The organism is Mycobacterium sp. (assembly GCF_050700595.1).
Classification (GTDB): Bacteria; Actinomycetota; Actinomycetes; order Mycobacteriales; family Mycobacteriaceae; genus Mycobacterium.
The window spans coordinates 1-14,008 of record NZ_JBOHHI010000058.1; the positions used below are offsets into that span (position 1 = coordinate 1).

General features: G+C 66.9%; 13 protein-coding genes and 1 pseudogene. 4 read left to right on the plus strand and 10 right to left on the minus strand.

Annotated features, from left to right (window positions below):
- Positions 1-532: Wadjet anti-phage system protein JetD domain-containing protein (locus tag ACRDTL_RS05270; protein WP_431505668.1), on the plus strand; the 532-nt coding region annotated here is incomplete at its 5' end.
- Positions 533-703: 171 nt separating this feature from the next.
- Here ACRDTL_RS05270 and ACRDTL_RS05275 read toward each other — a convergent pair.
- The 9 genes from ACRDTL_RS05275 to ACRDTL_RS05315 form a co-directional block, all read right to left on the minus strand.
- Positions 704-1,357 (minus strand): helix-turn-helix domain-containing protein, encoded by a 654-nt coding sequence (locus tag ACRDTL_RS05275; protein ID WP_431505669.1) that lies wholly within the window; start codon positions 1,355-1,357, stop codon positions 704-706.
- 167 nt (positions 1,358-1,524) lie between these two features.
- Positions 1,525-2,352 carry an SWIM zinc finger family protein gene (locus ACRDTL_RS05280; protein WP_431505670.1) on the minus strand — a complete coding sequence of 276 codons (828 nt, stop codon included), beginning with the start codon at positions 2,350-2,352 and terminating at the stop codon, positions 1,525-1,527.
- A complete protein-coding gene (locus ACRDTL_RS05285; protein WP_431505671.1) occupies positions 2,345-5,371 on the minus strand; it encodes a DEAD/DEAH box helicase in 3,027 nt (1,008 codons plus the stop codon). Before ACRDTL_RS05285 ends, ACRDTL_RS05280 begins: the two co-directional genes overlap by 8 nt.
- 74 nt (positions 5,372-5,445) lie before the next feature.
- Positions 5,446-5,799 (minus strand): hypothetical protein, encoded by a 354-nt coding sequence (locus ACRDTL_RS05290; protein WP_431505672.1) that lies wholly within the window; start codon positions 5,797-5,799, stop codon positions 5,446-5,448.
- Positions 5,800-5,996: 197 nt separating this feature from the next.
- On the minus strand, positions 5,997-7,286 hold the full coding sequence (locus ACRDTL_RS05295; protein ID WP_431505753.1) for an ATP-binding protein: 1,290 nt from the start codon (positions 7,284-7,286) through the stop codon (positions 5,997-5,999).
- A gap of 531 nt (positions 7,287-7,817) precedes the next feature.
- Entirely contained in the window at positions 7,818-9,086 is a 1,269-nt protein-coding gene (locus ACRDTL_RS05300) for an amidohydrolase family protein (RefSeq protein ID WP_431505673.1), read from the minus strand.
- 13 nt (positions 9,087-9,099) lie between these two features.
- Positions 9,100-10,314 carry an amidohydrolase family protein gene (locus ACRDTL_RS05305; RefSeq protein ID WP_431505674.1) on the minus strand — a complete coding sequence of 405 codons (1,215 nt, stop codon included), beginning with the start codon at positions 10,312-10,314 and terminating at the stop codon, positions 9,100-9,102.
- A 3-nt stretch (positions 10,315-10,317) separates the two neighbouring features.
- A complete protein-coding gene (locus ACRDTL_RS05310) occupies positions 10,318-11,121 on the minus strand; it encodes an acetoacetate decarboxylase family protein (protein WP_431505675.1) in 804 nt (267 codons plus the stop codon).
- The gene (locus tag ACRDTL_RS05315) at positions 11,118-12,056 is read right to left on the minus strand and encodes an SDR family NAD(P)-dependent oxidoreductase (protein ID WP_431505676.1); all 939 of its coding nucleotides are present in this window, start codon (positions 12,054-12,056) and stop codon (positions 11,118-11,120) included. Before ACRDTL_RS05315 ends, ACRDTL_RS05310 begins: the two co-directional genes overlap by 4 nt.
- Positions 12,057-12,126: 70 nt before the next feature.
- Between ACRDTL_RS05315 and ACRDTL_RS05320 the strand changes: the two genes are divergently transcribed.
- From ACRDTL_RS05320 to ACRDTL_RS05330, 3 genes and pseudogenes are all read left to right on the plus strand, one after another.
- Positions 12,127-13,029 (plus strand): IclR family transcriptional regulator, encoded by a 903-nt coding sequence (locus ACRDTL_RS05320; protein ID WP_431505677.1) that lies wholly within the window; start codon positions 12,127-12,129, stop codon positions 13,027-13,029.
- Between the two features lie 41 nt (positions 13,030-13,070).
- Positions 13,071-13,346, plus strand: a complete 276-nt coding sequence (locus ACRDTL_RS05325; RefSeq protein ID WP_431505678.1) for a type II toxin-antitoxin system Phd/YefM family antitoxin — start codon at positions 13,071-13,073, stop codon at positions 13,344-13,346.
- A 6-nt stretch (positions 13,347-13,352) separates the two neighbouring features.
- Positions 13,353-13,652: pseudogene (locus tag ACRDTL_RS05330) on the plus strand (type II toxin-antitoxin system VapC family toxin); the annotation flags it as partial.
- 25 nt (positions 13,653-13,677) lie between these two features.
- Here ACRDTL_RS05330 and ACRDTL_RS05335 read toward each other — a convergent pair.
- Positions 13,678-14,004, minus strand: coding sequence for a hypothetical protein (locus ACRDTL_RS05335; RefSeq protein WP_431505679.1), 327 nt, complete (start codon positions 14,002-14,004; stop codon positions 13,678-13,680).
- Positions 14,005-14,008: the final 4 nt, after the last annotated feature.

Here is a 14,008-nt window from a genome sequence, read left to right on the forward strand (position 1 = left end):
GCTGCGGCCCGCGCCCTCGCTGGGCCTCCCGGCTCCGTTCACCGAGCTGGCGGTGCGCTCCGAGGAGTTGGCACAGCTGCGGGTTGAGCCGCGAATGGCGACAATCGTCGAGAACGAGATCAGCTATCTGAGTGTCGAGGTCCCCGACGACGGTGTTGTGATCTGGGGGAAGGGCTTCGACGTCGACAGCGTAGGCCGGCTGCGATGGCTGGCGGATGCCGACATCCTGTACTGGGGAGATATCGATACCCACGGATTCGCCATTCTCGACCGTCTACGGGCGTGGCTCCCACGAGCACGCTCGGTGTTGATGGACCGCGAGACACTGCTCGCCCACCGCGACCGTTGGGTGACCGAAGACCGTCCGGCCAAGTCGGTTCTCACACGATTGACGCCTGACGAGCAGGACCTCTATTCGGAACTTGTCGGGGACGGATTGGGGGAACGAGTGCGGCTCGAACAGGAGCGAATCGACTGGCATTGGGTCGAGCAGCGGCTACCAGGTGTCGACAGCGCGCGGATTTCGAATTGATGTCAGACGATGGGTAAGCATTCAGATGGCGCTCGGCGGCGGGCTTCCCGACCTCAGCGTGATAGGCCGCAGCTTGGAGGACCATCGCGGCGTGGACGTCGGGCCGGATGATCGAACCGGCGATCCCGTTGATGCTCACCGTCTGGCGCGGTTCTCGCGACTCACGTGCGGTCATCCCGCGCGCGCTCGAATGATCCCCTCGGCGATGCCGACAGCGCGGGGGTCGCCTTCGTCGAGCAGGTCCATCGCGGCGACCACCTCGGCGGCGGCATGCTCGTTAGCGGGGTTGCGCGGCACGGCGTCTAGGTCCGACACCGCCCACACGATGGCATTCGGGAGCTTGTCGCCGTTGACCCTCCTTAGTCCGTAGTCGGCGATCAGATCGTCCACATCGGCGGCGTTGGCGTAGACGCGGAGCTGGCCGGACGGTTCCAACTGAGGGACGATGCGGTCACCACTGACGACGACACGGTCATCCTCCTGTAACCGGTCGAGAGCAGGCTTGAACGCCCAGACGCGCACAGGCTTACCGCGGGCGGACACCCAGGACCGGAGGCGCTGCTGAGCGGCCGGGGCGTCGTCGAGGACCTTGATGCGGTTGCGCAGGCGCGCGGGTAGCGCAGCCTTCGGTTCCTCGTCGGCCAGGTGCTGCATCACCGACCACACCGACCGTTCCGCCATGGGACGTCCCACGATCTTGGAGCGGTACGCGGAGACGGCATCTGCGGGAATGATCCAGCGACCCATCATGCGCTGTGCGGGGAGCTGGCCACTGGCGATCATCGCACGAACACGACGCTCGCTGACACCGAGGTGCTTGGCCACCTCCCGTGTGCTCCTGACGTTGTCCATGAGCACAATGGTTCCGTTAGCGGAATAATTGTGTTGGAACCCGCGCGTGCAATGTGGCTGGCCGGGGTATTGATTTCTGCCGGCTGCCTACTGGCGACGCGGCGTCAGGAAGAAGGCGCGCCGGTGCGTTCGCTGCCGCATCAGTCGCGGCGTCCGCCCAGACCACCGCACCCAAGCGCGAGATATGCGGGCCGCAGGAGCTCGGCCAGCCGCCGACCGCGCACCGCGATGGTGAGATCGGGAAGCTGATCGAGCAGGGCCGTCGTCGAGGTCGCCGGCGGGCTCGGCGTGCTTGTGTCGGCCTGTCTGGCGAAGTAGGAGTCGAGGCAGTCAGCGAGCGGTCGGCCCGGCAGCTCGGCCCCGTCGGCAGCTGGGGCGCCCGAACGGGCCGCCTGTAGGTTGTCCAGCAGGTCCTCGCGCTCGCGTCCGCGCCAGGCAAGGATGGCGAACGGGTCCTCGTCGAAGGACTCGGCGAGCAGATAGAACGTCGCGGCCAGATGCTTGCACGGCACCGCATGGTCCGGGCAGGAGCAATCGAGTGACAGTTCCCGCGCGGTCATCGGGAACAGTGAAATCCCAAGCGCGCCAAACACATCCTCGATGTCGTCGGGCATCTCCCCGGCGAGCAACGTCGCCGTGTACCAGGCGTTACTAGCCAGGGCACGTTCGGCCTGTGCCCACTCCGTCTTGTCGAACGCGGCGATCCCGATCCGAACGCGGTATGGGCGCGCCCTGCTGCCCTGAACCTGCGCGGTGACCGAGCCCGGGCCCACATCCATCGAGATCACTTGTCCCTTGCGGGCGTAGTTTCGGCCGCGTTGCAGCCGGTTGCCGATCCCGATGTCTTCCAGCACCTCGATGAACCGTTCGGACCACCACGTCTGGGCGATTGCTCCACGCGTGCTCCTGGCCCTCAGTCCGCCCTCGACGTTACGTGGGCCGGACGGCGGCGGGAACCAGTTACTCACCGACGGCTCCCTCGGACAGCGCGAACACCTTGCGCAGATCGCCGGTGGACAGTTCCGTCAGCCATCCCTCGCCGTCGCTGACCACAAGATCGGCCAGCGCCTTCTTCTCTTCGATCATGTCGTCGATCTTTTCCTCGAGGGTGCCCGTACAGATGAACTTGCGCACTTGCACGGTCCGCTGCTGCCCGATCCGAAACGCGCGGTCGGTAGCCTGGTTCTCGACGGCGGGATTCCACCATCGGTCCAGGTGCACAACGTGATTGGCCGCGGTGAGGTTCAGACCGGTGCCGCCGGCCTTCAACGACAGCACGAAGATTGACGGACCGTTGCCGGATTGGAAGCGCACCACCATTTCGTCCCGCCGTTTCTTCGGGGTGCCACCGTGTAGATACAGTACGTCCTGACCGAAGCGAGCAGCCAAGTGCGGCACCAGCATCTCGGCGAACTCGGTGAACTGGGTGAAGCACAACACCCGGTCCCCCTCGGCGTGAATCTCCTCCAGGATCTCCTCGAGCCTTATGACCTTCCCGGACCGCGCGCCGATGGGAGACCGGTCGTGGAGCAGTTGTGCCGGATGGTTGCAGACCTGCTTGAGCTTCGCCATCGCTGCGAGCACGTTGCCACGCCGCTCGATTCCCTTTGTGTTCTCGATCTTTTCCAGCATGTCGTCGACGATGGACTGATACAGCGACGCCTGTTCGGTGGTGAGCTGGCAGTATTGCTTGATCTCGATCTTCTCGGGCAGGTCATCGATGATGGTGGGATCGGTCTTGAGTCGGCGAAGGATGTAAGGGCGGGTGATCGCGCGTAGCCGCTCGGCCGGCTCGGTCTGGCCGTGCCTTTCGACTGGGATCGCATACCTCGTCCGGAACAGCTCGGACGAGCCGAGCAATCCTGGGTTGAGAAAGTCCATGACGGACCACAGCTCGGCGAGCCGGTTCTCCACCGGGGTTCCGGTGAGTGCCACCCGGTGTCCCGCCTCCAGCCGCCGCACTGCCTTAGCTCCTTGGGACAAGCTGTTTTTCACCGCCTGCGCCTCGTCGAGCGCCACCCGGTTCCACTCGTGTCCGCAAAGTTCGTCGATGTCGCGGGTGGCCGTGGCATAGGTGGTAACCACCAGATCGGTATCCGCGAGTTGCTCGCGCAGCGCGTCGCCGCACAGCCGGGTGCCGCCGTGGTGGGCGTAGACCCGCAAGTCCGGAGCGAACCTGGCAGCCTCCCGTTGCCAGTTGCCGACCAGTGACATCGGACAGAGTAGCAGCGTGGGTCCGATATTCGGATCCTGGTGGCGCTGAAGCGATTCCATGGCAAGCAACTGCACGGTCTTGCCCAGCCCCATGTCGTCGGCCAGGCAGCTGCCCAGCCCCAGCGAGGACAGGAACGTCAGCCAGGACAGGCCACGCTGCTGGTACGGGCGCAGTGTCGCGGTGAATCCAGGCGGCGGCTCGACAGGTTGCAGCGATTCGACCGCGCCGCCGCTGAGCAGGTCGCCAAGCCAACCGTCGGCCCGTACCGTGGTGACCTCCAGCGGGGTGTCGGTGTCGTCGGGATGGCGGGCCGCCAGCACGAGGATCTCGGCAGCGGTCGCCTGCCCCGGGGGTTCGCGCGCCAGGAACTCCAGCCCCCGCCGAAGCTGCTCTGGATCCACCGCCACCCACTGGCCACGCAGCCGGATCAGCGGGGCTTTGGTCTCGGCGAGTGCGGCGATCTCGTCAGCGGTGAGGGTGTCGTCACCGACGGCGAGCTCCCAGCGGAACTCGACCAGCTGATCCCGACCGAACCTGCTCTTCTTGCCGACTACACCTTCGACCGGGGTGTACGCGGACAGGGCGAGCCCAAGCTTGCGGCGGCGGTCCCACCAGGACGGCAATAGAACACCGAACCCCGCCTCGTCGAGCAGCGGAGCCGCGATCGCCAGGAAGTGGTAGGCGCCTTCGGTGTCCAAGCACAGCTCCGACGGGCGAGCCGTACGCAGCGCAGTGGCAAGCTCGGGGTAGACGCGGGCGGCACGACCGAGCTCGGCCAGCAGCAGTTCCTGCGGCCGGTCCAACCACCGGCGCAGGCCGCCGTCGTCGTGCCAGGCCTGCTCGCCGGGAACGAGCAGGCTGAGGTCCGCCACGGATTGCAGCAAGAACTCCAAGCGCCACCCCGACGCCTCCTCAGCATCGGGATCCGTCTCGTTCTCGGTCAGCCGGAACGTGGCCCTGGCCGGGCCCTGCGAATCCATCCCGACCTCGTCCCACGGAGCCAGCGCCTCGACCAGCGTGTCGAACTCGCCGGGATCCGCCTCGAACCGGCCGTCCGGTGTAGTCAACGCCGTCAACCACGCCTCGGTGGCCGACACGCGTTTGGCGCGACGGCCACGTCGCGGCGGCAGCAGATCGATGCCTTTCGGCAACGCCGCACGCGCGGCCGCGTCCACCAAGGCGTGCAGCGCCGACGTGGCGAGCGCGTGCGCGTCGTGTGCGCCCGACTCGGCCCGGCACACCGGCGGCAACGCGGCGATCAGCGAATGCATCGCCACAATGTCGGGGCCCTGGAGCACCGGACGCCACAACGCAACGGGCCCATGCGCGTCGGACGCACACGCAGGCAGGATCCGACCGCGCTCGACCAGCTCCCGCGCGAACGCCGCGAGGTCGGCCAGGTAAGTCACGGACGCGCCGTAGCGCACATCGGCGGCGGGCTCGTTGAGAGCGGTCATCGCCGACGCGGCGTCGATGCACACCACGGGAACCGTCCACTGCAGCAGAGCCGGGTCCGTGCGTGGTATCGGCCGTGGCGTGAGCCGGAACAGCTCCGGCGAGTCCAGCGGCGCCATCCGCAGCGACGGCAACAGCAGAGCCGCGGTACCCGGCTTGCCGGCATGGATGCCGGCGATCACGTCGGCGCGCGCGGCGAACGGATGCGGGCGGGCGGCGCGCAGCGCCTGGCTCGCGCTCTTCACGGCGAGGGCGGAATCCTCCGCCCACCAACACAGACCGTTGGAGGCGGACCAGAACCCGTGCAGGACCAGCATTCAGTTCCTCTTTCGCGGGACGCGGCGCCAGGTTATCGGGCGAGGGACGACGGACCACGCAGCCACGCCGACGCCTACGGGAAGTCAGTGAACTCGTCGTCGTAACAGCCGAATGGAGCACCGCCGGGTGTGTAGCCGACGACAAATATTCGCCGGTCACCTGCCCAGACCCAGTCAGGGTCAGCGTCGTCGACCTCATCAGTGCGTCGGCGACGTTTGCGCGGCACAGGCGGTGGTCGCTGCGCCCATTTCTCCGCGCTGGCTGGCAGCGGAAACCCGATTGCGGTGAGTTCGTCGTGTGCCGTGTATCGGTCGACGCCATAACGCTTTCCATATGCCTCAACGGTGACCTGGGCCCCGGAGCGAACCCACTGCCGCGCGGAGTCCGAGCGGGCCGGCTTGCGCATACGACGACGGCGCGGCTGCATGTTCACGATCCTGGGATTGTGGTGGTTGCCAGGCGGCAGCGACGATAACGACACGGTGAAGCGGCGACGAAGCTGCCAGAGAGACTTTACAAGCGGGCAAACCGATCATGTCCACGACTGGCTGCCCCACTCCATGGATCCTTGGCCCGCGGCGCCGTTCCAACCTTGCCGTTGCCGTAAGGCAATTGGGTATGCGACTACAGGCCGGCGACGGATTGTCCGTTCCAGAGGAGATTGATGGGTAGAGCCATCAATCGGTCGCCGAACGGCAGTGCCCGGGCACCGGTGTAGAAGACAACGCCGGTGACGAACTGGTCGCCGAGTCGGTCACGCGCGAATGACAGGTGTCGAAAGTCATGGACGTTCACTGTCGTCGAGGCTTTGACCTCGACACCGACGACGCGACCGTCTGGTGTCTGGAGGATGCAGTCGATCTCCCGACCGTCTCGGTCGCGAAAGTGATATAGGTCAATCTCGATATCGGCCGCCGCGCGCAACTTCATCAGCTCGTTGATCACGAACGTTTCCATGATCGGGCCCGCACCCTCCGCGGTTGGCCTGGCCAGAGAGTCGGCACTTTGCCCGCGTAACCAGGCCGCGAAACCACTGTCGACGACGTGGATCTTGGAGCGCTTCTTGATCTTCGCGGTCAAATTCTGCGACCAGGCTGACAGGCGGTGCACCAAATAGACCGTCTCGAACAACGCGAGATCCGAGCGGATCGTCCCCGCGTCGACCCCGATGACCCGCGCCGCTTCGGCCAGGTTCAGCTCCTGCGCGGTGATCGCGGCCAGATAGCGCATGAACCGAGGTAGGCGCTCCATCTGTTCTATCTGCTTCAGCTCACGCACGTCGCGCTGCGTCACCGTGCGTAGATAGTCGGAGAACCACCGGCTGCGGGCGCGACCCGCGGGCCGCTGTACAACTTCCGGAAAGCCACCGGCGCAGGCTAGCTGCAGATACTCATGGCGCGTGACGGGCGCGGCCTCGACGCCCAGGAACGTTTGGGGTTTGGTGAGCAGTTGCGCAATGATCTCGGGCCGGACCCCTGCCCGCTCGGCGACAGATAGCGGCCACAGGTCGAGGATCGCTACCCGTCCGGCCAGTGACTCCGACAGCGTCGGCACCGTCAGGAACCGGGTCGACCCCGACAGGAAGAACTGTCCGGGCCGGCGGTCACGATCGGTCGCCGTCTTGATCGCCAGAATCAACGCATCCCCGGCGCGCTGGACCTCGTCCAGGAACGTCGGGCGCGGTGCGGACATGACATATCCCTCGGGATCGGCTCGCGCAGACGCGCGTTCGACGTCAACATCCAACGAACGCAGCCATCCACCCAACTCGGTGTGGAGCTGTTCGAGTAGCGTGGTCTTACCAGCCTGCCGTGGACCATTGATCAGCACGACACGGGTGTACTCTGCAACCTCGCGTAGCTGTCCTAGCATATGCCGCTCAATCAGCTCGTGACCAGCAGCATCTAACATCATATTCGACATCCTACTCCTATTTTGCCGACTGAATGATCCTGATTTATTGACAGGTTTATCCTGTTCTGCCGGGTTGCGGTTCTTGTTTTGTCGCCGCCGTGATCCTGATCTGCCGACCGTCGTCGGCTTGCGGCCGCTCGGGTGGGTGGCCACTGGCCGCTCGCGCTAGCCGTCGTGTGGTGGAGTGGCATACCCAGCTGTTGGGCGCGCTCTTTGCGCGGCGCGCCCGTCGGGTCAGCCCGATACGTGACGGCGCGATGGTGCGCCTGCCGAGCGCGTTGGTTGGCGTCGAATCTGTCCGCCGATTATCCGCCGTCAGTATCGGAACCGGTGGCACAACGAACTCTTGCTGGCCCAGTTCGTCCTGCCTGGCCAGCACGAACGGGCTGTCCCGCGAACCACTCCCGCCTGAAAAGCGGAAGGTCGGCGGTTCGATCCCGCCCCTGGCCACCACGGTAGGTAAACCATGAGCGTTACGGGCTGGGTTCGGCTTCGCACCCGACCGGCGGGCGATTCCCCGGCTGGTATTCCTCAGTTCTCCACAAGGTCGGGCAACGGCTCCGCACCCGTCAGCCAGTGGCGGCCGGCCTGGCGGGCCGCCTCCCACTTGGGGACGCTCACCGCATCGTCCTGGCCCAAGTCCTCAGGGGTCGGACCGATGCGCTCGGCCAGCGGAGTGAGAGCACCCAGATCGAAGTTGTACAGCTCGGCCGCCGCCAGGCCCAGCATCTGCCGGGTCTCCTCGACGGGGACGTCCCAGAACGAGCGGCGCAGCCATTCGCGGGTGTGCGGCCAGGTCCCCTCCGGATGGGGAAAGTCGTTGCCCCAGAGCATGTTCGACACGCCGATTTCGTAACGCCGCGCCAGCTCTCTGCGCTCCGTGGTGGTCGCCCCGATAAAACAGTTCCGGTCGAAGTAGGCCGAGGGCGGCATCGTCAGATCGCCCTCCATCAGATGGCTCATCTTCTTGGCCGAGTGCTCACGCAAGTACCGCGTGTCCATCAGCCAGAGCAGGTCGTTGGCCCAAAACGCACCGCACTCGGTGACCCCCCAGCGCAACCGGGGGAAGCGCTCGAACACGCCCGACCACAACGCGAACCACAAGGGCCGGGCCCCCCACCAGCGCACCTCGGTCACGTAGATGCCCAGGTACTCTCCGTACTCCTCCTGCGGGGCGGGACCGGAGTGGGTGTGTACCGGCATCTGCAGGTCCTGACATGCCGCCCAGACCTTGTCGTAGCGACGGTCGTGGTAGGGCGGGTAGCCAACCCAGCGCGCCGGGATCAGGATCCCGCCCCGCAGCCCGGACTCTGCGGCTCGAGTGATCTCGGCCACCGCCGCGTCGATGTCCGCCAGTATCGGCACGACCGCGACCCCGGCCCGCCGCTCGGGGCTGTGGCTGCACAGCTCGGCCAACCAGCGGTTGTGGGCCCGCGCCCCGGCCATGGCACGCCCCGGGTCGAGGTCGCCCGACTGGCCCAGGCCGGCCCCGAACGGCGCCCCGGCGACCCCGCTCACGGCGTCGGCGTCGGGGAAGATGACCTCGCCGACTACCCCGTCGCCGTCGAGCTCTTTGTCCCGCAGCGCGACATCCCATCCGCCGGCGATACCGTCACCATGCTCGGCAAACCACTGCTCGGCGAACTGCTCGTCGATGAATCCGCCGGCCTGCGACGCAGCAGCCTTCTCGGCCAGGTAAACCTCAAAGTCCTCCCGGTATTCGGGGTCGACGTATTCGCGGTACCGCTCGGTCGGGAGCTCGGCGTGACAGTCTGCGGAGATGATGACGTAACGGTCCACGGTGGTCCTTTCGCTACCAGGTACGGATGGGGTCGGGCTCGAAGACGGTGCTGCTCGCGTCGGCGGGCACGGCCGCCAGCGGCTCGGCGACCTCGGCCGCGGTCGGGCCGATGCGGTCGGCCAGCGGTGCGAGGGTCTCGAGGTCGAAGCCGTAGACGGCCGCCGCAGTCCCGCCGACCATGGTCGCCACCTCGGCGGTCTTGACGCCACTGAAGGTGTGACGCAGCGCCTCCCGGGTGTAGGGAGCGGTCCCCTCGAAGTGCGGGTAGTCGCTTCCCCACATGATCCGGTCGACGCCGATTCGGTGGCGCTCGGCACACTCGACGGGTCGCATGAAGCTGGCACCGACGTAACACTGGCGGGACCAGTACTCGCTGGGCTTGTGGGTCAGCGAGCCGGCGGTGGGCCCGGCGAAGCGGGCGATCGCCGAGTTCGGTCGCGCGTAACGGGCCGCCGCGACGTCGAGTGAGTCGAGGGTCGCCGGTATCCACCCGGCGCCCTGCTCGGTGAAGACCACGGTGAGGTCCGGATGGCGATCCAGTGCGCCGCTGAAGATCAGGTGCCACAGCGCCCGGTGCGCAAACCAGTGTGTCTCGTACACCCACACCGCGAACGAGCTGCCCCAGCCGTCGGTCGGGGTCGGTCCGGCGTTGCCGCCGTGATGGTTGACCACTACGCCCGCCTCGTCGCACGCTGCCCAGAGCGGGGCCCAATGCTCGGCGTAGAGCTGGGGGATGCCGGCACCGGGGGCGACTCCGGGCAGCAGCACACCGCCGCGCAGCTCCAGCTTGGCGATCTGCGCTACCTCGGCGATGGCTTCGTCGAGGTCTTCGAGCAGGATCTGGCCCACTCCGGCACGCCGCTCGGGCGACAACGAGCAGAAGTCGGCCAGCCAGCGATTGTGCGCACGCAGGCCGGCGCAGCGCAGCTCGACCTCCCGGGCGGTCTCCGGCGGCGGGGCGACCAGGCTCGCCTGGGGAAAGAACGGCGGCACGGTGTTGGGGAAAATCACCTCCCCCGCGATGCCTTCGGAATCCAGATCAGCGTTGCGTCGGTCGCTGTTCCAGTTTCGCTCGGCGTCGGGCTCGGTGAGATCGCCGAACGGGTTGACGTATGTCTTTGCCCAGCCGTCGAATTCGTCGCGGTACTGCGGATCGAGGTACTCGCGGTAGTCGAGCAGGTCAGCGCCGGCGTGGCAGTCCGCCGAAATGACCGTGTAGCGATCCATGCGCTATGCCCGCGCCGGCTCGGGCCTGGGGGCCGCGAGCAGGGCCACGTCGTCGTAGCGCTGGTGCACGTACGGCAGCAGCCAGTCCTGCGGCACCCGCGCCGCGATCCGCCCCACCTGGACGGTGCGCCGGCGACACCAGGTGATCGACCTGATCTGGCGGATCACGATGTCGGCCACCGGATCCAACGGCGACTCGCCCAACTCGAGGGTGCCGTCGATGCTCTCCAGCAGCTCGTAGTGCCGGTGGTACTCGCCGTAGACCAGGTGCGGGTCGGTGATGCCGCTGCCGTCGGGGGCACGCAGGAACTTGAAGTAAAACTCGGTGTTCATCTGGTCGGGCGGCAACTCCGCCGGGCCGGTGATCTGGCCGTGCACTCTGATGAGCTGATAGCCCAGCCGATCAACGGTGGCGGTGACGCGATCGCGGTCGCGTTCCACCTCGATGTGAGCCAGTTTCTTTGGCTCGCCGAATGTTTCGCGCCCGCCCGTCACCGACTGTTCGGTGGACTGCGGCATGAAGAGGGGATAGTCGCCCTGGAGTTCACCGTGCTGCGCGGTCACCGAAAACACCGCCGACCCGAACGGCGGCATGCCCGCTATCCGGACCCGCTGCAGCTGGACTCGCACCAGTGGTTCGGCCGCCGGCTCCAGCGGCTTGGGCAGCACGGTCGCGACAATCTCCGGATCGGTGAGGTACGTGACGGTCACCGCCTCGGTGGCGATGGGCGCCTTGGTGGCGTCGATCTCGTGGTCGACTTGCGCCTCGGGTGGGCGAGGACCATAACGAACTACGTTGGTGCTCAACGGTTTCCTCCTTCGGTTTCCGGTTCGCTCCCGGCATGCTGGGCGAGGACGTCGACCAGGTAGTCGGGGGTGCCGCGAGCGAGGATCGACGCCGCCTTGCGGCTCACGACCTCCTCGGCGGGTGTGGGTGGGCCCATCATCCAGAAGCGGTCCGCCCGAATTCCGTCCACCACCTGGTCAGCGACCGTCTCGAGCGGGGTGAACTCGACACGTGCGCCGGCGGCCTCGAAGCGGGCCACAACTTTTACCAGTGTCTGGTCGGGGGTGCGACGTTCCTGGGTCGCGGCGTAGCGCTCCGGCCGGTGCCGCCACGACTCCCAGATGCCGGTGTTCAAAAAGCCGCCGGGGAAAAGGACGTGCGCCCGAACCCGCGTTCCGGTCATCTCCAGGTGGGTGTAGAGGCTTTCGGTCAGGCAGAGCACCGCGGCCTTGGTCATCGGGTAGACCGCCGTTGCCGGTCCGCCCATGGCGCCCCGGGCGATCGGCGCGAACCCGCCGTTGCCCGAGCAGGTGTTGACGATGTGTCCGTCGCCCTGCTCGAGCAGGATGGGCGCGAAAGCCTTGATGCCGTGGATGACACCCAACACGTTGACGTCGATCCCCCAGCGCCAGTCGGCCAGGTCGTGTTCCCACATGTAGCCCTCGGAGACCCCGCCCGTACCGGCGTTGTTGCACACCACGTGCACCGCGCCGAAGCGATGGAGCGCCTCCTTGGCCAGCGACTCGACCGAGGAATAGTCGGTGACGTCGGTGAGCACGCCGGCCACCTCGATGCCCTCGCCCGCGAGTGCCCGGGTCGCGTCGTCCAGTGGTTCGGCGAGGACGTCGGCCAGCACCACCTTCATGCCCTGCTGGCCGAAACGCCTGCCGATGGCCTGGCCGATGCCCCCGGCTCCGCCGGTTACGACCGCCACCTTGCCTTGAAGGTCTTTCATCAAGGGCAATGGTCACATGGTCGCGTATGTCGACTCAAGAGGTCGCATTATGCGACTACAATCCGGACCGATGGCGCCGCGTCCCTCCCCGCAGACCGAACGGGTCGTGAACCTGTTCGAGCATCTGGCAGCCGACGGGAGCTTGGGGATGACACTGGCCGAGGTGTCGCGCCACTTGAGCGTCCACAAGGCCAGCTGCCACTCGATGCTGTCAGAACTGCTCCGGGCCGGCTGGCTGCTGCGCGACCCGGTTCGCAAGACCTACCACCTCGGTCCCGCGCTGGTCCGCCTCGGCCGAGAGGCGGCGGGGCGCTTTCCGGCCCTGCTGTTGGCCCGCCCCGCGATGGCCGAACTGTCGGCCGCGACGGGCGCCCACTGCATTGCCTTCTCGGTAAGCGATGACTACTCCACCGTGGTCGATCAGATCCGGAGCCGTCGCGGCGGCGGTCACCCGATGCCGATCGGTACCCAGTTCCCGCACCGCCCGCCGTACGGGGCGTCGATCATTGCCTGGGCCGCGCGAGATGTTCGGGAGCGCTGGCTGGCCGCCCTGCCCGAGGACGTGCGCGATCGCTACCGGCAGGCCCTGGCCGCTGCCAAGCGGCGTGGCTACGCGGTCGGTCTACACATCCTGCCCAATCTGCGCCTGCAGGAACTGGCGCTGATCGTGCGTAGTGCCGAGGTACGTTCCACCCGGCTGAGCCAGCTGGCGCAGGCGTTGACCGACGAACTGGTCCACCGGGAGGAGTGGTTCCCCGTCAGCCTGGCCCCGGACCGCACCTACGAGGTGAGCCACGTCGACTCCCCGGTGCTGGAACCCGAGCGCCGCATCGCCCTGATGCTGAGCCTGGTCCCCAGCGCAGAGCCGATGAGCGGCGCGGCGGTCACCCGCCTGGGGGAGCAGCTCGCTGCTGCGACCCGACGACTGAGCGCCGCTTTGACCAAGGAGTCCGCGGGCCGGCGGGCCAAATAGACGCGCATCGGCCGGCAGCTTTAGTGTGCGACAGTTAGCACATGGCTTCGGTCGGTGTCCGTGAGCTCCGTCAGCGGGCCTGCGAACTCCTCCGGCGCGTCGGGGCCGGCGAGACGATCGAGATCACCGACCGCGGTAGGCCTGTCGCCCTGCTTTCGCCGATGCCAGAGGGCGGTCCCTACGAACAGATGCTGGCAAGCGGCCAGATCGAGCCTGCGACACACGACTTCGATGATCTGCCGGAACCGTTCGAACTCGAACCAGGCGTTGAGCTGCCGTCTGTGACGCTTGCGCGCCTGCGTGAACGCGAGGGTTGATGGCGGCCATCTATCTCGACTCGTGCCCTGGCGCGCACCGAGGTCATGCGAGCTCTTCTCGACAAGGGGGGATCAGCGCGGAAAGCCGGACGCCGGGCGCTCGCTGATCTCGACCTGATTCGCATCGACAATCGGGTGCTCGAACTCGCCGGTGGACTCCTGCCATTCGAGTTGCGCACGCTCGACGCCATTCACCTGGCGACAGCGCAGCGGCTCGGCGTCGATCTCGGCCGGTTGTGCACGTACGACGACCGGATGCGCGAGGCCGCCGGGGAGTCCGGCATGGCCGTGATCGCGCCGTCTTGATCACGTACCACGCGTGGGATAGCGATCAGACGCGCTCTGTCTCGGCGATCTCGGGCTTGGGGGCGTGGTGCAGCCAGCCCGTCACAAGGGCGGTGAGGACTATCCACCCGGCGACGGTCATCGGGATCGCCCATAGGCGGCGAATCAGCAATGCGGTGCCGCATTGTGCGACCAGACCGTCGCTGCCCGCCTGAGCGGCCTGCGAGGTGTTTGCGGTGTAACCCCTCCCACAACCGATCTGGATGCCGTACTGGTCGTACTGGCTCAAAAAGACCGGCCACCAGAGCGCCAGAAGTCCGATCAGTACCAGGAGTGCGCCGGCGATACCGAGCAACAGGTGGTGATTCTTCACTGTG